The 22,952-nt window shown below is 40.7% G+C and carries 25 protein-coding genes and 1 tRNA gene; 4 read left to right on the top strand and 22 right to left on the bottom strand.

Annotation, left to right across the window (positions count from 1 at the left end):
* Nucleotides 1–2: 2 nt before the first annotated feature.
* From V6W77_RS01575 to clpP, 3 genes are all read right to left on the bottom strand, one after another.
* Nucleotides 3–875 (bottom strand): Fic family protein, encoded by an 873-nt coding sequence (locus tag V6W77_RS01575; RefSeq protein WP_334237111.1) that lies wholly within the window; start codon nt 873–875, stop codon nt 3–5.
* A 77-nt stretch (nt 876–952) separates the two neighbouring features.
* Complete coding sequence (clpX, locus tag V6W77_RS01580) at nt 953–2,200, bottom strand: ATP-dependent protease ATP-binding subunit ClpX (RefSeq protein ID WP_025236459.1); 1,248 nt, start codon at nt 2,198–2,200, stop codon at nt 953–955.
* Nucleotides 2,200–2,793, bottom strand: a complete 594-nt coding sequence (gene clpP, locus V6W77_RS01585) for an ATP-dependent Clp endopeptidase proteolytic subunit ClpP (RefSeq protein ID WP_188156747.1) — start codon at nt 2,791–2,793, stop codon at nt 2,200–2,202. The genes clpX and clpP overlap by 1 nt, the downstream gene beginning before the upstream one ends.
* A gap of 114 nt (nt 2,794–2,907) precedes the next feature.
* Here clpP and V6W77_RS01590 point away from each other — a divergent pair, with 114 nt between their 5' ends.
* Complete coding sequence (locus tag V6W77_RS01590; protein WP_334253582.1) at nt 2,908–3,321, top strand: SufE family protein; 414 nt, start codon at nt 2,908–2,910, stop codon at nt 3,319–3,321.
* Nucleotides 3,322–3,363: 42 nt separating this feature from the next.
* Here the strand turns inward: V6W77_RS01590 and V6W77_RS01595 are convergent.
* From V6W77_RS01595 to V6W77_RS01625, 7 genes are all read right to left on the bottom strand, one after another.
* Nucleotides 3,364–3,440, bottom strand: a tRNA-Asp gene (locus V6W77_RS01595).
* A 107-nt stretch (nt 3,441–3,547) separates the two neighbouring features.
* Nucleotides 3,548–4,303, bottom strand: a complete 756-nt coding sequence (locus tag V6W77_RS01600) for a class I SAM-dependent DNA methyltransferase (protein ID WP_334253583.1) — start codon at nt 4,301–4,303, stop codon at nt 3,548–3,550.
* The gene (locus V6W77_RS01605) at nt 4,300–4,911 is read right to left on the bottom strand and encodes a glutathione S-transferase (protein WP_334253584.1); all 612 of its coding nucleotides are present in this window, start codon (nt 4,909–4,911) and stop codon (nt 4,300–4,302) included. The genes V6W77_RS01600 and V6W77_RS01605 overlap by 4 nt, the downstream gene beginning before the upstream one ends.
* Nucleotides 4,912–4,979: 68 nt before the next feature.
* The gene (gene trpD / locus V6W77_RS01610; RefSeq protein ID WP_334253585.1) at nt 4,980–5,981 is read right to left on the bottom strand and encodes an anthranilate phosphoribosyltransferase; all 1,002 of its coding nucleotides are present in this window, start codon (nt 5,979–5,981) and stop codon (nt 4,980–4,982) included.
* 38 nt (nt 5,982–6,019) lie between these two features.
* Complete coding sequence (locus V6W77_RS01615; RefSeq protein ID WP_334253586.1) at nt 6,020–6,406, bottom strand: tautomerase family protein; 387 nt, start codon at nt 6,404–6,406, stop codon at nt 6,020–6,022.
* A complete protein-coding gene (locus tag V6W77_RS01620; protein ID WP_334253587.1) occupies nt 6,403–6,990 on the bottom strand; it encodes an aminodeoxychorismate/anthranilate synthase component II in 588 nt (195 codons plus the stop codon). Before V6W77_RS01620 ends, V6W77_RS01615 begins: the two co-directional genes overlap by 4 nt.
* A 9-nt stretch (nt 6,991–6,999) precedes the next feature.
* Entirely contained in the window at nt 7,000–8,562 is a 1,563-nt protein-coding gene (locus V6W77_RS01625) for an anthranilate synthase component 1 (protein WP_334253588.1), read from the bottom strand.
* A 145-nt stretch (nt 8,563–8,707) separates the two neighbouring features.
* Between V6W77_RS01625 and V6W77_RS01630 the strand changes: the two genes are divergently transcribed.
* From V6W77_RS01630 to V6W77_RS01640, 3 genes are all read left to right on the top strand, one after another.
* Nucleotides 8,708–9,328 (top strand): L-threonylcarbamoyladenylate synthase, encoded by a 621-nt coding sequence (locus V6W77_RS01630; protein ID WP_025236451.1) that lies wholly within the window; start codon nt 8,708–8,710, stop codon nt 9,326–9,328.
* A 71-nt stretch (nt 9,329–9,399) separates the two neighbouring features.
* Nucleotides 9,400–10,479, top strand: a complete 1,080-nt coding sequence (rluB, locus tag V6W77_RS01635; protein WP_334253589.1) for a 23S rRNA pseudouridine(2605) synthase RluB — start codon at nt 9,400–9,402, stop codon at nt 10,477–10,479.
* A 139-nt stretch (nt 10,480–10,618) separates the two neighbouring features.
* The gene (locus V6W77_RS01640; RefSeq protein WP_334228904.1) at nt 10,619–12,388 is read left to right on the top strand and encodes an SLC13 family permease; all 1,770 of its coding nucleotides are present in this window, start codon (nt 10,619–10,621) and stop codon (nt 12,386–12,388) included.
* Nucleotides 12,389–12,436: 48 nt separating this feature from the next.
* Here V6W77_RS01640 and lolE read toward each other — a convergent pair whose 3' ends face one another.
* From lolE to V6W77_RS01705, 12 genes are all read right to left on the bottom strand, one after another.
* On the bottom strand, nt 12,437–13,702 hold the full coding sequence (gene lolE / locus V6W77_RS01645; protein WP_334253590.1) for a lipoprotein-releasing ABC transporter permease subunit LolE: 1,266 nt from the start codon (nt 13,700–13,702) through the stop codon (nt 12,437–12,439).
* Nucleotides 13,699–14,382 carry a lipoprotein-releasing ABC transporter ATP-binding protein LolD gene (gene lolD, locus V6W77_RS01650; RefSeq protein WP_334228906.1) on the bottom strand — a complete coding sequence of 228 codons (684 nt, stop codon included), beginning with the start codon at nt 14,380–14,382 and terminating at the stop codon, nt 13,699–13,701. The genes lolE and lolD overlap by 4 nt, the downstream gene beginning before the upstream one ends.
* A gap of 14 nt (nt 14,383–14,396) precedes the next feature.
* Nucleotides 14,397–15,569, bottom strand: coding sequence for a lipoprotein-releasing ABC transporter permease subunit (locus V6W77_RS01655; protein WP_334253591.1), 1,173 nt, complete (start codon nt 15,567–15,569; stop codon nt 14,397–14,399).
* Nucleotides 15,570–15,710: 141 nt separating this feature from the next.
* On the bottom strand, nt 15,711–16,658 hold the full coding sequence (locus V6W77_RS01660; protein WP_334253592.1) for a 2-hydroxyacid dehydrogenase: 948 nt from the start codon (nt 16,656–16,658) through the stop codon (nt 15,711–15,713).
* 78 nt (nt 16,659–16,736) lie between these two features.
* Nucleotides 16,737–17,591 (bottom strand): 3-deoxy-8-phosphooctulonate synthase, encoded by an 855-nt coding sequence (gene kdsA / locus V6W77_RS01665; protein ID WP_025236444.1) that lies wholly within the window; start codon nt 17,589–17,591, stop codon nt 16,737–16,739.
* Complete coding sequence (locus V6W77_RS01670; protein WP_334253593.1) at nt 17,588–18,187, bottom strand: Fic/DOC family protein; 600 nt, start codon at nt 18,185–18,187, stop codon at nt 17,588–17,590. Before V6W77_RS01670 ends, kdsA begins: the two co-directional genes overlap by 4 nt.
* Complete coding sequence (locus tag V6W77_RS01675) at nt 18,153–18,350, bottom strand: antitoxin VbhA family protein (protein WP_334248530.1); 198 nt, start codon at nt 18,348–18,350, stop codon at nt 18,153–18,155. Before V6W77_RS01675 ends, V6W77_RS01670 begins: the two co-directional genes overlap by 35 nt.
* 1 nt (nt 18,351) lies before the next feature.
* Nucleotides 18,352–19,218, bottom strand: a complete 867-nt coding sequence (locus V6W77_RS01680; RefSeq protein WP_334253594.1) for a SirB1 family protein — start codon at nt 19,216–19,218, stop codon at nt 18,352–18,354.
* Between the two features lie 9 nt (nt 19,219–19,227).
* Nucleotides 19,228–20,475: a peptide chain release factor N(5)-glutamine methyltransferase gene (gene prmC, locus V6W77_RS01685; RefSeq protein ID WP_428981764.1), complete on the bottom strand. Its 1,248-nt coding sequence runs from the start codon at nt 20,473–20,475 to the stop codon at nt 19,228–19,230.
* A gap of 40 nt (nt 20,476–20,515) precedes the next feature.
* On the bottom strand, nt 20,516–21,049 hold the full coding sequence (locus V6W77_RS01695) for a hypothetical protein (RefSeq protein WP_334253595.1): 534 nt from the start codon (nt 21,047–21,049) through the stop codon (nt 20,516–20,518).
* 75 nt (nt 21,050–21,124) lie between these two features.
* Nucleotides 21,125–22,207 (bottom strand): peptide chain release factor 1, encoded by a 1,083-nt coding sequence (gene prfA, locus V6W77_RS01700; protein WP_334248533.1) that lies wholly within the window; start codon nt 22,205–22,207, stop codon nt 21,125–21,127.
* A gap of 128 nt (nt 22,208–22,335) precedes the next feature.
* Entirely contained in the window at nt 22,336–22,908 is a 573-nt protein-coding gene (locus V6W77_RS01705) for an anthranilate synthase component II (protein ID WP_334253596.1), read from the bottom strand.
* Between the last annotated feature and the right edge of the window lie 44 nt (nt 22,909–22,952).

A 22,952-nucleotide genomic window follows, 5' to 3' on the forward strand; every position in this document is an offset into this window, starting at 1 on the left:
TATTACTCAATATAATAAATTCTATTTTTATTTTCACCTTGTGCTGTCAGTAAACCGAGTTTCACAAATTTTGCTAGGTATCGTCTTGCTGTGGCTGGACTTAATTCTAGTAACTGTACGGCTTTTTGGTTGGTAATCATCGCATTTTCAGATAAATAGCTTTTTATTCTTTGGAAGATCAATTGCTCTTTATCGCTTATTTTATCGCTCATTTTATCGCTCATTTTATTTATTGAATAAGCATTTAATGTCGTAAGGATTGCCTCAAGCATAAACTCAATAAAATCGGTAGAATCGTTTTTTATATTGCTACTATTAAGTGCTTGGTAGTAACGCTGTTGATGCTGATATACGATAGTTTCAATAGGAAGCCATTCAAAAAGTGAATCCCATTGACTTAAAATTAAACTTTGCCATAAACGCCCAATTCTGCCATTTCCATCTGCAAAAGGGTGGATTATTTCCAACTCAAAATGAACAATACAGCTTTTGATTAATGTATGGACTTCACTCTTTTCTGCCCATTTAAGTAAGTTTTGAACTAATTTAGGGACAAAATCAGCTTTAGCACCAATGTGGACAATATTTTCTCCACTATAGACAGCAACTTCTCTGTTTCTAAATTTCCCTGACTCTTTAATCAGATCTTGAGTGAGTAGTTTGTGAGCAAGAATACGTTTACCGTTTAAAATACCTGTAACTTGCTCTAGAGTCAAAGGGTTGCTTTCAATCGCCAATGAGGATTGGATTGAACGAATACGTTGCTCTTTCCGTAAATGCAGATCCCGTTTTTCTAATGATAGCCGACCAACAAGGGAAGAAATATCCACAATATAATTAACTATTTTATGGTTAATGGTAAATTTTGGTTCCATTACATTCTTCCCTTATTGTAAATAGTTTGAAATTTTTTGTTTAAAAATCCTCTAAACTTTCAAATATTTCGTAACTATTATTCCACCTTCGGCTTATCACCGTTTTCCACACAACCTTTGCCGATAGTTACCTTTTTCGCATTTAAGGTTGGAAGATCGTACATTGTATCAAGCAACAAGTTTTCTACGATTGAACGTAAACCGCGAGCCCCTGTTTTACGGGCAATGGCTTTGCCTGCAATGGCGATTAATGCTTCTTTGGTGAAGTGCAATTCCACACCTTCCATTTCGAATAACGCTTGGTATTGCTTGATAATTGCATTTTTAGGCTCGGTTAAGATCTGAATTAAGGCTTCTTCGTCTAACTCTTGTAGTGGCGTAACTACAGGTAAACGACCGATTAACTCAGGAATTAAGCCGAATTTAACCAAATCTTCAGGCTCAACTTGCTTGAATAATTCTGTTAAATCTTGGCGATCTTTATCTTTTCTCAATGCCGCACCAAAGCCAATACCGCCCTGCGTATTTGTGCGAGATTCTACAATTTTATCTAAACCTGCAAACGCCCCACCACAAATAAATAGGATTTTGGAAGTATCCACCGGAATAGTTTCGCCTTTCGGGTGCTTACGACCACCTTGCGGATTGATATTAGCCACCGTACCTTCAAGCAGTTTTAATAAGGCTTGTTGCACGCCTTCACCCGAAACATCTCGGGTAATTGAAGCACTTTCCGATTTGCGGGTGATTTTGTCGATTTCATCAATAAAGACGATGCCACGTTCCGCTTGTTCTGCTTCAAAATCGCATTTCATCAATAATTTTTGAATCACGTTTTCCACGTCTTCACCCACATAGCCTGCTTGGGTAAGGGTTGTTGCATCTGCAACCGCAAACGGCACATTTAAACGGCGAGCAAGCGTTTCTGCCAGTAAAGTTTTACCGCTTCCTGTTGGTCCGATTAATAAGATATTACTTTTACCTAATTCCACACCGTTTGTGGCATCAAAATTTGATAACGCACTTCTTAAACGTTTGTAGTGATTGTAAACTGCCACAGAAAGTACTTTTTTGGCGTGTTCTTGCCCGATGACATAATCATCTAAATGTTGATGTAACTCGTGCGGCGTTGGGACATTTGTGAAGAAACTCGCTTCATCTTCTTGGCTTTCATCAATTAGCGGCTCTTCTTCGCCGTGTAGCAGAGCGTAAGATTCTTCAATACATTCGTTACAAATATAGCCTTCAGTACCTTCTACTAACTGATCGACTTCGGTGCGTTTTTTACCGCAAAAACTGCAATGTGGTTCTTTTTCAAACGCCATTATGCCACCTCACTGCGAGAGGTTAAAACTTTGTCGATTAAGCCATATTCAGCTGCTTCTTTGGCAGACATAAAATTATCACGCTCGGTGTCCGCTGCTACTTTCTCAAAAGGCTGATCACTATGCTCTGCCATTCTGCGAGTAAGCATCTCTTTCAAACGTAAAATTTCTTCCGCTTGAATTTGAATATCAGTTGCTTGACCTCTCGCTCCACCCAAAGGTTGGTGGATCATAATTCGTGCGTGTGGAAGTGCAAAGCGTTTGCCTTTTGCTCCGGCGGAAAGTAAAAATGCCCCCATTGAAGCCGCTTGCCCGGTGCAAAGAGTTGCCACATCAGGTTTAATAAAATTCATTGTATCGTAAATTGCAAGCCCTGCCGTTACCACACCACCCGGCGAGTTAATGTATAAATAAATATCTTTTTCCGGATCTTCCGCTTCTAAAAAGAGTAGTTGTGCCACAATTAAATTTGCCATTTGGTCTTCAACTTGACCGTTTAAAAAAATAATACGCTCTTTTAATAAGCGTGAATAAATGTCGTAAGAACGTTCGCCTTTTGAGGTCTGTTCTACCACCATTGGAACTAATGCCATTATCATTTCCTCTATCGTAATACGAAAATCGCTCTATTCTAGCAAATTTTCAGAAAATCATTAACAACAAGCGGTCAGATTGTTAAAATCTTTTGCAAATTTATTGAGGATACTATGACATTAGCAGAGATTTACCAAAAATTTGAAAATTGCAAATCGTGGGAAGAAAGATACCGCTTGTTAATTCAATTTAGCCGTCAGTTACCAAAACCAACAGAAGAAGAGCTTGCCGAATTACCCGAAATTGAAGGTTGTGAAAGCCGATTATGGTTTCAGTTTCAGCTCTCGCCACGCAAGGTTGAAGCCTATAGCGATGCCCGTTTAATGCAGGGGATTTTATTTATTGTAGTAACGGCACTTACCGAAAAATCTGTAGAGGAACTTGAGAATTTTAATTTACGAGAAATGTTTGATGAGCTGAAAATTTCACCGAATTTAACCAGCACAAGGTTGAATGGGTTAGGGCAGATACAGAAGTTGATCTCCCCCTGCCCCTCTTTTCTAAAGAGGGGAGTTAGAATAAGTTAATAAATATAAAAAAGCCTCTGATTTCTCAGAGGCTTAAATTGTTGGCGGAACGGACGGGACTCGAACCCGCGACCCCCTGCGTGACAGGCAGGTATTCTAACCAGCTGAACTACCGCTCCGTACTGGTAGTACAAATAATAGTGGGTTCACGAAAATTGAGCAATCAAATTTTAAAAAATAATGTTTAATTGATTGTAAAATAACCACATTGAGAACTCACTGTTTGCTATTTTTGTTTTTGTACTTTTACAAATAACAATGGCGGACGGTGTTGTAAATCTTTAAATTCATTATGCCATTCAGGCTGCTCAGTAAGCATCGGTTCTTCCACTTGCAGAATGTTAAATCCACTTTGAATAAGCTGATTTAAAATTGTCGCCATTGTGCGATGGTAGGTTTTAAACGATTGCTGAAACCAACTGCGATCCCGCTCGCCCTCATCTCGATAATAATTTAACCGATAAGCCACTTGTTGTTTTGCTTCGTTTTTTTCCCAACGGTATCCTTCTCTGTAGCACGTAACAATCGGGTGTTCTTGAGAGAAAATCAGCGTGCCACAAGCGGTCATTTTTGCCGAAATTTTTGCAAGGAGCGAGGCAAAATCCTCAATATAGTGAAAGGCAAAAGAACTGGTAACGACATCAAAATCGCTCTCTTGAATTTCATCTAAACGCTCCATCGGCAAACAGTGGAGCGAGAAATCTTTTCCTTTTTGGTATTGTGCGGCAAGCTCGGTTTCAGCTTGCTGTAGCATTAATTCGGATAAATCTAATCCAACCACTTTTTCTGCCCCTAAACTTAAATAATGGGCGAGATGAACCCCAGTTCCACAACCTAAATCCAACACTTTTTTGCCTTTTAAATCAGGCAGTAGCGAGAACATTGTCGGCTTTTCTACGACCTCATTCATACTAATCGGGTTTTGTCGAAGTTGTTGGTAGCGTTCAAAGAAAATTGGGGTGTCGTAAATGCTTTTTTTCATTTGTGTTTTAACCATTCATTTAATTCAAGCAAGGAGAGTAAACGGCGTTGGTAAGCAAGAGCTTGTTCACTGAAATAACGATGTAAGCCATAAGTTTCAATGCGTAATGCGATTGGTGCGAAAAATGCATCAACAGCGGTAAATTCATTACCGGCTAAAAAATTGCCAGAGAAACGGTTTAATCCTTCTTGCCACAGTTCATCAATGCGGGTTAATTCTGCCACTAATTCGGGTGGAGTTTGAGCTAATTCGAGCCGTTCAAGCGGTCGAAAATCACAAATTTCTCGCAAAACGGTAAAACCTGAGTGCATTTCAGCACAAGCACTGCGGCTCCACGCTCGAGCGATTTTATCCGCCGCCCACACTTGGGGGTAACTTTCGGCAACATACTCCACAATAGCCAAGCTGTCCCAAACAGTATGATTGTGATCAACCAGTACAGGAATTTTGGCGGTGGGGGAAAATTGTTGGAATTGTTGGCGTTGTTGATTTATATCTGCCAAATAGCGAACGAATTTTGTGTTAAATGGGATATCGAGCATTTTAAGCAAAAGCCATACTCTGAGTGACCAAGAGGATTTTGGAGGGTTAATATAAAGTTCAAACATCGGTTTCCCCATTGTTGTAATGAAAAGAGCTGCAAGGAAAAGATAAAGCCCACATTGTGGGCTTAGATTTAATCGTTATATTGCGATAATTTGGATAATGTTTCAAATACTTTTCCGCTGGCAAGGGTAGTTTTAATCTCTGCTACATTCGCTTTAAGATCAGACTTTCCAAACAGTTTCATCAACAATGCTACATTTACCGCCACGGCATCAATATGGGCGGCTTCGCCTTTGCCTTTTAGGATAGAGGTGATTTTTTCTGCATTTTCTGCCGGCTCGCCACCTTTTAAATCATCAAGTGAGTAGCGTGGAACGCCGAAATCTTCGGGGCTTAGTGTGTAATATTCAATCTGTCCGTTTTGGATTTCAGCCACTAAGGTTTCACCGTGAACCGCCACTTCGTCTAAGCCTGCTCCGTGAACGACAATGGTGTGTTCACAACCGAGAGCTTTCACCGTTTCAGCATAAACTTTTACCAGTTCCGGTGAATAAACCCCAAGGAGTTGACGTTTAGCGTGTGCTGGATTGATAAGTGGCCCTAAAATATTAAAGAGCGTACGAGTTTTCAATGCTTGGCGAACCGGTGCGGCATATTTAAAGCCACTGTGGTAGGTTGGGGCAAATAGAAAGCAGATGTTTGTTTCATCAAGGGCAAGGCGTGCTGTTTGTGGGCTGATACCAACATTAATGCCTAATTGTGTTAAAACATCACTTGAGCCTGTTTTGCTCGACACACTGCGGTTACCGTGTTTGGCAATTTTGTAGCCCATTGTTGCTGCTACCAATGCTGAGGTGGTGGAAATATTGATGGTGTTATGCCCATCGCCGCCTGTGCCGACAATATCGGCAAAAGGGTAATCCGGGGTAGGGAACGGATTGGCATTTTCTAACGCTGCGGTGGCGGCTCCGGCAATTTCTTCCACTGTTTCGCCTCGTAGTTTTAACGCAATCAAGGCTGCCGCTAACTGCTCGTTTGACAGATTGCCTTTTACCACCTCGCTAAAAAAAGCGTGTGATTCCGCTTGGGTTAAGGCTTGGTTAGCGAATAATTTATCGAGTAATTTTTGCATAAAATTTTCCTTATTTGACCGCTTGAGGTATCAACAAATTAGCGGTGTACCTGATATTCCAAATCGGTTGCTTCATTGCCGGTCATTCCCCGAAAGCCCCAGCAATGTTCAGGTTGTTCTTTAATAGTAATTTCCACATCTATCGGCATAATTCCGACTTTAGACTGCAAGGTGCTAAATAAACCTTTAATCAGGCGTTTTTTAATCTGCTCGCTCCTCCCAGACATCAGGTTAATTTCAATTACAATAAAATTAGCACTGCGGTTAATAGGTGGATAAAAATCTTCCACATCTAACAGCTCAAAACGCAACGCGTGGCGTTGTTTTGGCACACCAAGGCTCATTTCCAAACAGTCAAAAATAACTTCGGCAATTTTGGCTCGGCGGTCAGCCAAGGTCTGTTTTAAGCCATATACACTAATCATTTTTTGCCCTCTAATAACCATTGCACCGATTGTTTGAGTAACTTCGTGCCTTCCACCGTTAAAATGGATTCAGGGTGAAATTGGAATCCGCAAATCGGCAAGGTTTTGTGGCGAATTGCCATCACGATATGCTCGAATTTAGCATTAACGATAAATTCTTCAGGCAAATCATCGCCCATTAAGGAGTGGTAACGAGCCACCGGCATCGGGTTATTGATGCCTTCAAACATCGCTTGATTGTCGTGTTCAATACGAGACACTTTGCCGTGTAACACTGTGCCGGTATGCACCACTTTTCCACCAAAGGCTTCGATTAAGGCTTGGTGACCTAAACAAATCCCAATCATCGGTACTTTATCTTTTAATTGGCGGATAATTTCTAATAAATTGCCTGCTTCAGCCGGGTTGCCCGGACCGGGAGAAAGTGCGACCAAACAATTTGGTGTGTTTTGAGCTTTGGCTAAAAAATCCTCAAGTGGGTAATCGTTGCGGAAAATCGTCACTTGATGCTCTAACTCACGGAATTGATCGACTAAGTTGTAGGTAAAAGAGTCGAAGTTATCAATAAAAAGAATGTTTGCCATAGTTCGTCCTTATACTCTCGCCTTTGCATTTACTTGCCCTATCGCCTTTAACACTGCTCGTGCCTTGTGGCGGGTTTCATCAGCTTCTAATTGTGGATCGGAATCTAACACCTCGCCGCAGCCGGCTTGCACATAGGCAATGCCGTTTTGTACAAAGGCGGATCGGATCACAATACAGGTGTCTAAATTGCCGTCTGAAGTTAAATAACCTACCGCACCGCCGTAGCTGTGGCGTTTTTGTTGCTCTACTTGGTAGATAAGTTGCATCGCCTTAATTTTCGGTGCACCGGTCAGCGTCCCCATATTCATACAGGCTTGATAAGCGTGCAGGGCATCTAAATCAAAGCGAAGTGTGCCAATCACACGGGAAACTAGGTGCATAATCTGCGAATAGCGGTCAATTTGCATTAAATCCACCACACGGCGAGTGCCGGATTCACTCACACGAGCCACATCATTTCGAGCAAGATCGACTAACATTAAATGTTCTGCAAGTTCTTTTTGATCAAGACGTAATTCCAGCTCCAAACGGCTGTCTAGCTCAGGATCGATGTTTCCGTACTCGTCAAATCCACGAGGGCGAGAACCGGCAATCGGGTAAATTTCCAACTGGCGGTTACTCTCGGAATATTTCAACGCACTTTCCGGAGAAGCCCCAAATAGAGTGAAATTTTCTCCTTGCATATAGAACATATAAGGGCTTGGATTGTTAATTTTTAACTGCTTATAGCTGGCAAGCGTGTTCGGGCAAGGCAAGCTAAAACGGCGAGAAGGCACAATTTGGAATACATCACCAATGTTAATATGGTGTTTGAGTTTTCGGACAATCGCCTTAAAGTCTTCATCTTCAATATTAGCAGTTGCTTCATCTGTTGCAGCTTTAATTTCTAGTGAAAGCTCGGTTTCAGAGAGATTTGCAAGTTTTTGAGAAAATTCGACCGCTTGTTGTTGGAGGTGAGATTGCTCGCTTGGCTCAAAACAAAATGTATTTAACACTGCTTTTTCTGTTTGATGATCGATTGTAACGAGCTGCTCTGCTAAATAAAAACTGTAATCAGGACAGCTTAAACCATCATCTTGCAGGCTGATGTTTTCCATCGGAATAAAATTCGCCACTAAGTCGTAGCTAAATAAACCACCTAAATAGATTGGCGATGCTGAATTTGCAAACAACCGGCTGACAGTGCGTAAACCATCAAAAACAGTAGTGGTTTTGAGTTTACTGTCTTCATCTAAATGGTTGCTGATGGTTGGGAATGTGGCTTGCAAGCGGTCATTTTTGCTTAAAAATTTGCAAATTGGAGCTGGAGAAAGTTGGTTTAACGCTTTTTCAATCAATGGCAATACAGCTTCGCCGTTTTTGGTTAAGGCGTGAAAAGTAACCTGTTGATCTTCACAAAAAATATGCACAGCGGATTTGGCAAACAATAAACTTTTTAAACTATTTTTGCTTTGAATTTCGGCAGAATCTAATAATAAAGTATGCGTACGTTCGCCACATAACGCATAGTAAATGTGGGTTGTATCTGAAAAGTAAGGAAGCTCTGTTTGGGTAATAGTTAAATAAGACATTGCAAATTCCTATAGAAAATTTATTTTGTACTATTAAACTAGTACAAAATAAATAAGTCAAGCAATTATTGTAGATATTTATAGAGCTTCGGGCATATTGGTGTATAATTAGCCCAATTTTTATCAAGCGAAAGGCGTGAAGACGATGACTACGCAATTTTTTTATATTCACCCCGATAATCCACAGCAACGATTAATTAATCAAGCGGTAGAAATTATTAAAGATGGCGGTGTGATTGTTTATCCAACCGATTCAGGCTATGCCTTAGGTTGTGCGATGGGCGATAAGCACGCAATGGATAGAATTGTCGCAATTCGTAAATTGCCGGAAAATCATAATTTCACCTTAGTTTGTAGTGATCTATCTGAACTTTCTATTTATGCGTTAGTGAATAATCAAGCCTATCGCTTAATTAAAAATAACACGCCAAACCCTTATACTTTTATTCTGCCTGCAACCAAAGAGTTGCCTCGTAGATTGATGACAAAGCGTAAAACGGTGGGAATTCGTGTGCCGAATAATGCGATTGCGTTAGCTTTAATTGCGGCACTCGGTGAGCCAATTCTTTCTTGCTCGTTGATGTTGCCTGATACTGAAATGACGGAATCTGACCCTGATGAAATTCGTATGCAATTAGAGCATAGGGTCGATCTAATCATTCACGGCGGTTATTTAGGGCAACAACCGACAACTGTGATTGATTTAACCGAAGATGCTCCGGTCGTTATCCGAGAAGGTTCGGGCGATCCAACGCCGTTTAATTAAAATTACCCTATCTCCCATAAAGGGAGATCTACTAAAATTCAGACGCTTGTGAAAGCGACAAAAGGAACTTTATGACAACTTTTCAAAAGAAACCAAGCCACACTTTCCGCTCAGAGAAAAACGCGGATAATCGTCCATCTTTCAAAAAAGGCGAGCCGAAATTAAATGAGAAATCTGAACGCAAATTCGGTAAAACCTCAGAAAAACCACAACGTCCAACTTCTAAGCCATTAACGGCGAGAGTTGCAAAAAAAGTGGAAAAAACAACCGCTAGTGAGACGGTATCTCAAGAGAAAAAAGCCAAAGTAGTGGGCGAAAAGCTACAAAAAATCTTAGCTCGAGCAGGGCAGGGGTCTCGCCGAGAGTTGGAAGAGATTATTGCTAGCGGGCGTGTGAGTGTAGACGGAAAAATTGCTACTTTGGGCGACCGTGTGCAAGTGAGTTCTTCTACCAAAATCCGTATTGATGGGCATTTAGTGAATTTAATGCCTGCTCAAAAAGAGGTTTGCCGAGTATTGATGTACTACAAACCGGAAGGGGAGTTATGTACACGTTCAGATCCTGAAGGACGAGCAACGGTGTTCGATCGCTTACCTCGTTTAACGGGGGCTCGTTGGATTGCAGTTGGGCGTTTAGATATTAACACTTCGGGATTATTACTCTTTACTACAGATGGCGAGCTTGCTAACCGTTTAATGCACCCAAGCCGTGAAGTGGAGCGTGAATATTCAGTACGTGTGTTTGGCAATATTGACGATGCAATGTTACAACGTTTACGCAAAGGCGTGCAGTTAGAAGATGGTCCGGCTAACTTCAAGCAAATCAAAGTAGTTGGCGGAACGGGCTTAAATCAATGGTTTGATGTAACTTTAACCGAAGGGCGTAACCGTGAAGTTCGTCGCTTGTGGGAATCACAAGGGGTGGAGGTGAGCCGTTTAATTCGTATTCGTTACGGTAACATTAAATTAGATAAAGGCTTACCGCGTGGCGGCTGGGAAGAGATGGGGCTTGAGCAGGTCAATTACTTGCGTGAATTGGTTGGGCTAGAGCCTGAAACTGAAACGAAAGTGGATGTAACTGCAAATCGTCGTCGAACCAATATTCGTCAAATTCGTAAGGCAGTTAAGCAACACCAGAAATATCGTGGTTAATCAATGAGAAATAGAGAGCTGATTATTTGTATAATCAGCTTTTTTGTTATTTTTAAGTTAATAAAATTTAGAGACAAACACAATAGCTTGATTTATGATTACAGCTCTTATTTATTTATATTAAAGTTGGAGTAAAAGGATGTCTTGGGATATTGTAGTAACACTGGCAGTAACTTTTATTGCGGTGTTTTTATTTGCAACTGAAAAAATTCGTATGGATGCGGTAGCTGTTTTAGTTTTATCGTCATTAGTATTATTAGGGCAAATTGATACTAAATCCGCATTAAGTGGATTTTCAAATTCGGCAACAGTTACTGTTACTGCAATGTTTGTGTTAGCGGCAGGTTTACAGAATAGTGGAGCATTAGATAGCATCGGTGGCTTACTGGCAAAAGTTAAAACGCCTTGGGTATTCATATTAGTATTATGTGGCGTAAATGCGGCAATTTCGCCTTTTGTAAATAATACAGCAGTCGTTGCAGTATTAATTCCAATCGTGATTGCGGCATCACAAAATATTAATCTCGCACCGTCTAAATCCTTAATTCCTTTATCCTTTGCTTCCCAAATGGCTGGGGTTTGTACTCTGATTGGGACATCAACTAATTTATTGGTAAACTCCATTGCACAAAATCAAGGGCATTCAGGCTTCGGAATGTTTGAATTTGCTCCTTTAGGGATTATTTTCTTCTTAGTTGGTACGGTTTATTTATTATTGACCAGTCGCTTCTTATTACCTGAATCACGCTTGCAACTTGAAGAAGGGGTAGGATTTGGTAAATATGTCTCTGAATTAAAAGTAAATAAAAATTCTGTTTTAATTGGTAAGAGTTTAGCCGAATCTGGTTTAATTGAAGAATTTAGTTTGTTTGCTGTAGGTTTACTACGAAATGGGGAACGTTTATCTACTCCAAGCCATCAAATATTACAGAAACACGACATTATATTACTGCGTGGAGAATCGGCAGATTTATCAGGTGCACGTGAAAAATATGGCTTACATCACGTTGTTTATGGTCGCCGAGATCTTGATGAAGATGATTTTGATGATTTAATGATAGCAGAAGTGATGATTTCCCCAACTTCACGTTGGGTGGGGGGCACAATTCCGATTTTGCAACAACGTTGGAATAAAGATGCTACAGTATTAGGATTGCAGCGTCGTAGCCGAGTCATTAGGGAGCGTTTGCGTGGTATCAGCTTCAAAATGGGGGATATCCTGTTATTAACGTTACCAAAAGAAGATATGGACGATTTACGCAAAGATAAAGATTTTATCGTACTCTCTTCTGATTTAGTGAAAACAGAAGAATCTTGGCGTGCCAAATTTGCCTTATGGGTAATGGTTGGTGTAGTTGGTACAGCTGCAATCGGCATTGTACCTATTGCGATAAGTTCTCTAGTTGGTGCGGTTGCAATGTGTTTAGCGGGTTGTTTAACGGCGGATGAAGCTTACCAATCCATTGACTGGAAAATTATTTTAGTAATTGCCGGTTTACTTCCACTTGGAGAGGCTATGGCAAATAGTGGAGCTGCTCAATTTATTGTAGATAATACGCTTGGCAAAGTAGGGCATTTTGGTCCGTTAGTGGTGCTTGCGGTGCTTTACCTACTTACTTCGGTATTAACGGAATTTATGAGTAATGCCGGCACTGCCGTATTACTAACACCAATTGCAATTTCAACGGCTCAAGTTTTAGGTGTTGATGCCTCGCCATTTATTATTGCAGTAATGTTTGCAGCGGCAACCAGCTTTATGACACCGGTTGGTTATCAAACTAATACGATGGTTTATGGGGCAGGTGGCTATAAATTTAGTGATTTTATCAAGATTGGCTTACCGCTCAATATTATTTTCTGGATTTTAGGCGTGATTTTTATTCCTATGTTCTTCCCGTTTAATCCATAATAAACGAAAAAAAGTGGCTAATTATTTAGCCACTTTTTTGTTTTCTTTTTAGTGTCCGCTTAACACTTTCGCTGGTTCTAGTTTCGTTGCTCGATTAGCCGGGTAAAGGCTGGCAAACAAACTTAATACAATAGTTGCAATGAGTACATAGCCGACATCTTGCCAATGTAATTCACTCGGTAGGAAATCAACAAAATAAACGCCGTCTGAAAGTAATTTTACGCCGAAGAAGCCTTCAATTGCTTTAATGATAGCGGTCAAATTTAGCGATAAAATTACGCCTAAAATAATACCGAATACAGCCCCTTTCATACCCGAAAGTAAACCATACCATAAGAAAATACGGCGGATAAAACCATTATTTGCCCCAAGTGTTCGCATAATTGCAATATCGCCTTGCTTATCTTTTACTGCCATAATCAGCGTAGAGATAATGTTGAAACACGCAACACCAATGACGAGCACCATTGCGATATACATTACCGTACGAACCAGCTGAATATCGTTATACATATAGCCGAATTTTTCGATCCAAGTATTTAAATAAAGTGGCTGCGGATAACCATTAAGCTGGGGCATAGCAAGACTTTGCACCGTAAATGGATTGCTTAAACTCATTTCAATACCTGAAACTTGATTTGGCTGATATTCCATCAGCTCTTGGGCTTTATTGAGCGGAATTAACGCATAGCTATGATCTAACTGACCATCTAAACGTAATACACCCGTAACAGGCATATTAAAACGCAGAGGTTGAGCTAATTTGCCGTCTTCCGTCGGTTGGGGAATCAGTAATGTTACCTCATCGCCAGCTTCCACTTCGAGGGCTTTTGCAATGCCTGTTCCGAGAATTAAGCCATCTTCATCAGCTTTAAACTGAGCAGTAAAAGCTTGCCATTGTTCCGCCGGAATAAATTGGCTGAGTTTGCTTACCTGATCTTGCTTGTGTGGATCTACCCCTCGCACCTGTGCAATTTTAAGCTGTGAACCGTTTTCAATTAAGGCAGTGAAGCTCACAAAAGGGGAGCTAGCGGTGATATTTTCCGATTTTTTTACCAATGCTTCTAGTTTTTGGCTATCTGCAATGGGTTGGGCTTGATTACCTCGAAACGAAACCAGCTCTGCGTGTGGCACAACTGAAAGTACACGGTTATTCAGCTCACGCTCAAAACCGTTCATCGCACTTAGCCCGATAATCAACACCGCTACACCGAGTGCAATACCGATACTTGAAAACCAAGAAATCAGCGAAACCAGCCGGTTTTTCTGTTTGCCCCTTTGGTAACGCCAGCTAATAAAAAAGGGTGTACTCATAAGCTTCCCTCGCTTAGTACCCCATCTCGCATTACAAGGTTGCGTGAAAGTTTATTCGCAAGGTTTAAATCGTGCGTAACCAATAAAAAGGCAATGTTTTGCTCTTGGTTGAGCTGCTGAATCAGCTCAAAAATGCTTTCGGTCGTTTTTTGGTCGAGGTTGCCGGTTGGCTCATCAGCAAGCACTAAAGCAGGGTTGTTTACCAACGCTCGAGCAATCGCCACACGTTGGCGTTCACCGCCTGAAAGTGCTGACGGACGATGTGTAATGCGATGAGCTAATCCGACCGCTTGTAGCATTTTTTCCGCTCGATTTGCCGCTTCGGTTTTATTCTGCTTGCCAATTAACATTGGCATCATCACGTTTTCAAGAGCGGAAAAATCTGCCATTAAGTGATGAAACTGATAAACAAATCCCAAGTTTTGGTTACGCAATAAGGCTAATTTATCAGAGCTTAAATGTTGTAACGACTGTCCACGCAGCCACACTTCGCCTGAACTGGGTTGATCTAGCCCACCAAGCGTATGCAATAAGGTACTTTTACCTGAGCCGGAGCTACCGACAATCGCCACTAACTCACCTTCATTCATCGAAAACGAAACATCTTTTAGCACTTGAACTTTTTGTTCACCTTCATCATAAAATTTGCTGATATTTTCACAGCGAAGTAATTCTGTCATTTTATTTCCGTTATTTATTCGTATCTTAATGCCTGAGCCGGCTCAATTTTTGCGGCTCGATATGCCGGGTAAATGGTGCAAAGTAGCGAAAGTAAAATCGAAATGCCTACAATCACCGCAATTTGTGTACCTGAAATCAAGGTTGGTAAATGAATTGTCGGGTTGAGTAAGAGAATAATCTGATCCAAATTAGACACTACCAGCACCCCTAGCAAACCACCGATAATTGAGCCAATCACGCCCACAATCGCCCCTTGAAACACAAAAATCTGCATTACTTGTTTTTTAGTTAAGCCTTGTGTTTGCAAAATTGCAATCTCGCCCTGTTTATCTACCACCATTAGGCTCAATGAGGTAACAATGTTTGAAATAGCAACCACAATAATCAAACTAATCAACAAGCCCATCATATTTTTTTCCATTTTTACCGCTTGGAAAAATTCGCCTTTTTGTTCACGCCAATCGCTGATTTTGTAACGTTCTGCATCAAAATGGTTGCCAAGTTCGGTAACTTGGAAGGGATCTTGCAGATACAAACGTACGCCTTGTACTTGATCTTCGGTAATTCTCAGTAATCTGCCGACATCAGCTAAATTGGCAAATAGCGTAAATTCGCTCGCTTCACGGTTAGAGTGGTAAATGCCTGAAATTTCAAATAAACGCTGTACCGGTACACGTCCCATTGGGGTGTATTGGCTGTTTTCGGTAATCATTAACCGCAATTTATCACCCACGTTTAAATTAAGTTTATTAGCCAAACGAGAGCCAACTAGCACCTTAAATTCACCAGTTGGCAATAATTGAGGCACATTTTGATCAACTAATAGAGGATCGTCTGTAGCATTTTCAACACCAATCAGTTGCCCGGCATTAATGCCTTCCGAGCTTTGAATGACCACGTTCGCACGGTTAATCACCACACTTTGCGTGGCAAATGCAGGTAAAGTGAGTTTTTCTTGTTTGGAAAAATATCCTTCCTGTGGCGTAATAATGGCGTGTGGTAAGGTAGAAAGCAGATTATTTTTCTGCATATTTTCCAATCCGTTCATAATCGATAGCACAATGACCAACGCCATCACACCTAGCACAATACCAAGACTGGCAAGGTTGGTTACAAGCCGCCCGAAACGGTCTGCACTTTTCGATCTAAAATAACGAAAAGCAATAAAAAAAGGGGTTAAATTCATCTGTTTCTTCTAAAAATAATAGATACAAGCGGTCGCTTTTATTCTCTACGTTCGCTTCTTCGTAGCCGTTGGCAAAGTCAAGGTTCAAATGCAAGCGTTTGTTATGAAATTTGCAAATTTTCTTGAAAAAATGACCGCTTGCTACTTACCTGTTGCCACAAATTCTTCCATATTTTGCGTTACTTTATTCACAAGTGTAGCAACTGCTGAATCACTCGCCCACGCAACGTGGGGCGTAATCAGTAAATTCGGTAAACGTCTTGCTGCAAGTATTAGCGGATTATCTTTCTCTGGCGGCTCTTTTACCAATACATCAAGTGCTGCACCTGCAATTTTACCTTGCTCAAGAGCGTTCAAAAGTGCCTGTTCATCAATTAACGGACCTCGTCCTGTGTTGATAATATAAGCCGTTGGTTTCATTAAGGCTAAAGTTTCAGCGTTAATCAAATTTTTCGTTTTATCGGTTAAAGGGCAATGTAGGGAAATAATATCCGCCTGTTTAAATACCTCTTCAAAAGCGGTATAGCCTTCACGAATTTCCGTTGCTCCTTGATGTTCTGCAAAAATCACCTTCATTCCGACCGCTTGTGCAAGGCGAGCGACTTCCGCACCGATATTCCCTTTGCCGAAAATCCCTAAGGTTGAGCCTTGAATATCCTGAATTGGATAATCGACATAGCAGAATTGTCCACAAGTTGCCCAGCGGTCTGAAGTAATCAAATCACGGTAATAATCGGTTAAGCGATGTTTAAGGGAATAGATCATACCAATCACGTGTTCTGGCACAGTAACGGTTGAATAGCCTGTTACATTCTTAACGGCAATGCCAAACGCTTTCGCTGCCTCTAAATCTACATTATTTGTACCTGTTGCCGTGATCGCAATTAATTTTAACTTGGGTAATTTAGCCAATAACTCTCGCTGTAGTAACACTTTGCTGGTAACAATAATATCGGCATCTTTCACTCGCTCAAAGGTTTGCTCGGCTGTGGTGGAATCATATTCTGTCCAAGTGTGAGCAAAGTGAGGACGAGGGATTTCGTGAGTGGCAGGAATACCTGTACGGTCAAGAAAAACAATATTGAGCATAGCTTCTTCCTTATTAATGGAGAATCGCAGAGTAGGAATGTGAATTATAGGGGCAAACTGTAATTTGCCCCTACGGTGTTAATTTGAAGTATCGATTTCAGCAAAGGATTTCACTAAATCATCAATCGCTTTCATTTGTGAAACAAAGGCTTCTAATTTAGAAAGCGGCAATGCTGACGGACCATCACATTTTGCAGAGTTTGGATCCGGATGTGCTTCCAAGAAAAGCCCTGCTAAACCAATCGCCATTCCTGAACGAGCAAGTTCGGTTACCTGATCACGACGACCGCCTGAAGCCGCACCGAACGGATCGCGACATTGTAAAGAATGGGTTACATCAAAAATCACAGGGCAACCTTTCGACACTTTTTTCATAATACCGAAGCCAAGCATATCCACAATTAGATTATCGTAACCAAAGTTAGTGCCACGATCGCAAAGAATCACGTTTTCATTACCGCATTCAGCAATTTTTTCCACGATATTACCCATTTGCCCCGGGCTTAAAAATTGTGGTTTTTTCACATTAATCACGGCACCGGTACGAGCCATTGCTTCCACTAAATCGGTTTGTCGGGCTAAGAATGCAGGAAGTTGAATTACATCCACTACTTCCGCTACAGGCTTGCACTGATAAATTTCGTGGACATCAGTGATGATATTCACCCCAAAAGTCTGTTTTAGCTCTTGGAAAATTTTTAACCCCTCTTCCATACCCGGTCCACGATAAGAGTGGATTGACGAACGGTTTGCTTTATCGAATGAGGCTTTAAATACATAAGGGACGTTTAATTTTTGGGTTACTTCGACATACTGCTCACACACTTTAAGTGCCATATCACGGCTTTCCAGCACGTTCATACCACCAAATAGGGTAAATGGCTTGTTGTTCGCTACTTCAATGTTACCAATTTTTACGATTTTATCTGTCATAGGGTTTCCTTGTTTATAAATTCTAATCTGTCAAAAATAATTTGTTCAAATAATATATTATCCACATAAAGAGCTGAACACTCTGAGGCATCAATCATTTCTTGTGGGGTTACATTTTGAAAATGTAGGCGATAACTAAATTTTAACGCTAATTGAATAATGAATTCTCGCTGGCTACGTCCATTTCCTTCTCTAAATGGGTGTAGAATGTTTATTTCACCGAGATAATAAGCTAATTTCTTGGCAAAAGTAGCTTTGTTATACTTTTCAAACTCTTCCCTTATCAGTCTTTGATGTAGTTTATGAAATTCAGGTTGAATGCGATTTGGAGCCGCAAAAACGGTTTTACCTTTTGTGATCCCAATTTCACGCAGTTCACCAGCCCATTCATAAATTTCAGAAAATAGCCGATGGTGTATTTTTTGTAAGTGAACTAAGTCAAAATTACCTTTTACAGGATTTATCCTTAAACTAAGCGTATTCATTGCGACCAATCGACTTTCTAATGTACCTAATTCTTCGTCAGACTTAGCCCCAAGTTTATTACGTAATACACCATTTTTATCCGTGTAGAGGTCGAATTCCGCATATTTCATATATGCTCCGCTTTACTTCATCAAAACTTATTTGATTATCGATCCAAGCATTGAATAAAGTCATTGTTTCATTATCAATATTTAATCCTTCAAGCCGATTATTATCAACCGCTGCTTGCACTGTTCTTATACGGAATTCACGTTCTTGTTCAGTTAATTTCATTTTAATGTACCACACTTCCTTGGCTTTTTTGCTCTAAGCCTTTGACTTCCATTTTTAGAATTTCAGCGGAAGGGTCTTCAGGACATTGGTCGATGAAATAATTGATATCTTCCAAAGCAGCTTGGTAACAATCCATACTTGCTAATACCATTCCACGATCACGAATTTCATACGGATCTTCAGGGCTCATTGCTAAGCGGTACTCAATTAAACGCAATGTTTCCTCATATTTCCCTTCACGGGTAAGAGCCATTTTAAACACTGTTTCAATCCGCTCAAGGAGTTCTTGTGGCTCGGCTCTTCTTAGAAGAACAGGAGTAACTTCCATACCGAAGCCTATTTCACCTTCCAGCCATTTATTGAGCATTTCAATGCTGATAAATTCGCCATTCCACGGGTTAATAAAGCGGACTTTGATTGCCCCATTCGGCTGTTTCATTTCCGCTCTTAAGACTAATTGAGTTGGGAAGTTTACAGGGTAAAGCGGTAAATCTAGCACAGAGGCTAAATAAAGCACCACCGCTCCTAATGAAACCGGCATTCCACGACGTTTTTTGATGACTTGATTCAGCAATAAATTTTCCGTGTGGAAATAGTCTTCATAGTAGCAATGAAATCCCCATTCTTTATAAACTAAATGGATCAGTTGATTAATTCGTTCTTCATCGCCTTCACCATTGACGTTGTAGCGAGCTTTTTTAGTTAATGCAGACATCTGCCCAAATACTTGTTGCTCATTTACCGTATCGTCAATTAGCGTGGTAAGCCGTAAGATTTCACGATAGAGAAACTTTTTCAACTCGGTATCGCTTATCTTAATTTTCGGCTCTGCCAACTCTTTCAATAATTCTTCAATAATATCGTCCATTTCCTGCCTTTACTTTAGGATTGCTTGGGTAACTCTATCATTACCACCGTAATCTTCAACGGTTGTGATGTTTTCCCACAAATTTGGATCAAATAAATTTCTTACCTGCTCGCCTTGCTGCCAGCCGTGCTCCAGCATTAATGTACCTTGAGGCTTTAAGTAAAGCGGTGCATTTTCAATAATTTTTTGCAAATCGCTCAACCCATTGTGATCGGCAACTAAAGCGGTTAAAGGTTCAAAACGTACATCGCCTACGGTTAAATTTTCATCTTCTGCATCAATATAGGGCGGGTTGGATAAAATCAAGTCAAACTGCTGATTTTCAAGTGATTTAAACCAATCACTCTGTAAAAATCGGACATTATCAAAGCCAAGATTTTGGCGATTTTCTTCCGCAAGTTTGACCGCCTCAGGCTGAAAATCCACCCCGATAATATCAGCTTTATCGCCTAACTCACTCGCCATTGCCAATGCAATTGCCCCAGTACCGGTGCCTAAATCCAAAATTTGCAAATTTTTTTGATTTTTTAACCGCTTGTGAGCAAAATCTAATGCCAGCTCAACTAACCGTTCTGTATCAGGGCGGGGAATTAACGTTGCGGTTGAAACCTTTAACGGCAACGACCAAAACTCTTTCTCGCCTAAAATATACGCCATCGGTTCACCGTTTGCACGTCTTGCTAAGTATTCGGCAAGTTGTTTTAGCTCATTTTCGGTTAAGATTGTTTCGCTAAACGCAAAAATTGCTGATTTTGTGCGTTTTGTAACCGCTTGTAGGAGCAAATTTGCATCGAATTTGGCATCTAAAAAAGGGTTGTTTTCGGCATTTTCAAGCAATGTTTGTTCAGCAAAGGTGAGCCATTCTGCGTAAGTTTTGGGGAAAATATTTACTGCATAAAACCGTTCACAAACTACTTCAAAGTGTTCATCAATCTCCTTGTCAAGTTCCCCTTCAAAAAAATCGCGGTGGGCAATTTTCCAAGATTGATAGTCGCCTTCTCCTTCGGCAAGGGCAAACTCTTCTGTGATTTCATTAAAGCGTTCAATGAAGACTTCCCTTAGCTGAATACACACAACAGCTTGATTTTGGCTGTCTAATACAATGTGTTTTTCACCTTTTTGTGGAAGCGGTTGATTTTCTAACGCATAAAAGCAATAACCAGAACAAGTTGCAGTCTTTCTACCCGCAACCACGAGATTGGCTAAGGTATTAGGTTTTATGCCAAATTGCCATTGATAAGAGAAGTTAGGTTCCATATTAATATATGCTAAAAAATCGATCTATTCTCAATGTAAATTATAAAACCCTTACACAATTCCCCGAACGTACAGTTTCAGCAACTTTCTGTTCGATGCTAAATGCTTTGGTTGTAAAGTTACTTACGGCAAGGCTTACTTTGGTTTTTCCTGCTTTTTTTGTTTGTTGGTTTAATGCATCAAAATATTGTTGATCTAAACTTTGTAACTCTTGGTTTGCTTGTAAATTTGCTTGTACTTCATCAGCGTGAGCACGAGAAACTTTGCTCTGGGTAAAGTTATAAGTTAAGGCGTTATCTGCAAATTTCCAGCTGCCTGAACGCTCAAGAGCATAGTTAAAGATTGGGTTTTCAGCAGGGAGCGTTACATTTCCAAGATAGTTTGCTTTGCCATCTTTGGCTAATTTCACTTTATTGGTTGTTGCTGCAACACCATTCATCGCACACTCCCACTCTCCAACAAAATGCTCGGTAGTTGGTGTAATAACTTCGTTTTTTACCGCAGGACTTGAGTTAATAAAGCTGTTACAAGCAGCAAGTAGAGTAGTTGCTATGGCTAATAATATTTTTTTCATATTGAAATTCCTCTTTCTTTAGTTCACAAGCGGTCAAATTTTACAAAAATTATGCAAAATCTGACCGCTTGTAATTTAATTTTGATCCGACAACGCCGCTAACTGATCCGCTTGGTATTCGGTAATAATCGGCTGAATTAATTCATCAATTTTACCGTTCATCACTTCATCTAAGCGGTAAACCGTCAAGTTGATACGGTGGTCGGTTACACGCCCTTGTGGGTAGTTGTAGGTACGGATTTTATCCGAACGGTCGCCTGATCCGAGTAAGTTACGGCGTGTATCAGCTTGTTCTGCCGCTTGGCGTTCTTGTTCCACTTGCACGATACGAGAGGCAAGCACAGCCATCGCTTTAGCTTTGTTTTTGTGTTGTGAACGCTCGTCTTGACACTCCACCACAATGCCGGTTGGAATGTGGGTAATACGCACCGCAGAGTCGGTGGTATTAACGTGCTGACCGCCTGCACCTGATGAACGGTAGGTATCAATACGTAAATCAGACGGATTAATTTCCGGCATTTCGCTTTCCGGCAGTTCCGGCATTACCGCAACCGTACAGGCTGAGGTGTGAATACGCCCTTGTGATTCAGTTTTCGGCACACGTTGTACACGATGACCGCCTGATTCAAATTTCAGTTGTCCGTACACGCCTTCGCCGCTGATTTTAACGATGATTTCTTTATATCCGCCTTGTTCGCTTTCGTTTGCCGACATTTCTTCAATTCTCCAACGTTTACTTTCAGCATAGCGACTGTACATACGGTATAAATCGCCGGCGAAAATCCCTGCTTCATCGCCACCTGTGCCGGCACGGATTTCTAAGAAGGCGTTGTATTCATCGTTCGGATCTTTCGGCAGCAATAAAATTTGTAAATGTTGTTCAAGGTTCTCAATTTCAGCTTTGTTTTCAGCAATTTCTTCCGCTGCCATATCTTTCATATCTGGATCATCAAGCAGTAATTGAGCATCTTCAATGTCGCTGTTGAGCTTTTTCCAGCGGTTAAACGTGCCAACCACTTCTTCTAATTGGGAATATTCTTTGGAATACGCACGGAATTTGTCTTGGTCGGAGATGACAGAGGCATCGCCCAATAACGCCTGTAACTCTTCGTGGCGTTCACTTAAACTTTCTAATTTATTAATGATGGAGTCTTTCATTTAAACTATCTCTTGAGTATTAGGGCGAAAAATGTTTCGCCTCTATAAATTAAAAAAAGGAAATTTAAAAAGGAGGTAAATAACTGACAGATTATAGCGGATTTTCGGTTAAAAAGCTTGCTCTAAGACTAGATATCGAGCCAATTTTGTAAAATTTGAAGTCCATATTCGGTAATAAAGGATTCAGGATGAAATTGCACGCCGTAAATCGGTAAATTTTGGTGTTTAAATGCCATTAACACGTTTTGGTCGCAAACAGCACTTGCAACAAGCGGTGTATTTTCCAAAGAATTTTGCAAAATGCCCCAAGAGTGGTACAAGCCCACTTGAAAGGTATTCGGCAAACCATTAAAAATTGGGCTAGGCTGAATTTGGCTTAACGTGCGTTGCTGACCGTGGCGGACATCTTTCAAATTATACAAAGTGCCACCAAAAAATTCGCAAATTGTTTGATGCCCTAAGCACACACCCAAAATAGATTTGCTTTGATGATAGTGTTCCAACATCGCAAAGGTTTGTGGGTAAGCCCTCGGCACATCAGGACCGGGGGAAATCAAAATATGGCTGAATTGTTCCACTTCGTCTAAGTTGAGCTCTTCCACTAATACCACTTTGGCAGGCACTTTAATTTTGCGAAGTAAATCTACCAAGTTGAATGTGAAAGAGTCGTGGTTGTCGATGATAAGTAATTTTTTATTCATTTTGTTGTTTTATGTAATTTTTCAAATCTCCCCTAGCCCCTCTT

This window comes from Mannheimia indoligenes, from assembly GCF_036880405.1.
Lineage (GTDB): Bacteria > Pseudomonadota > Gammaproteobacteria > Enterobacterales > Pasteurellaceae > Mannheimia > Mannheimia indoligenes.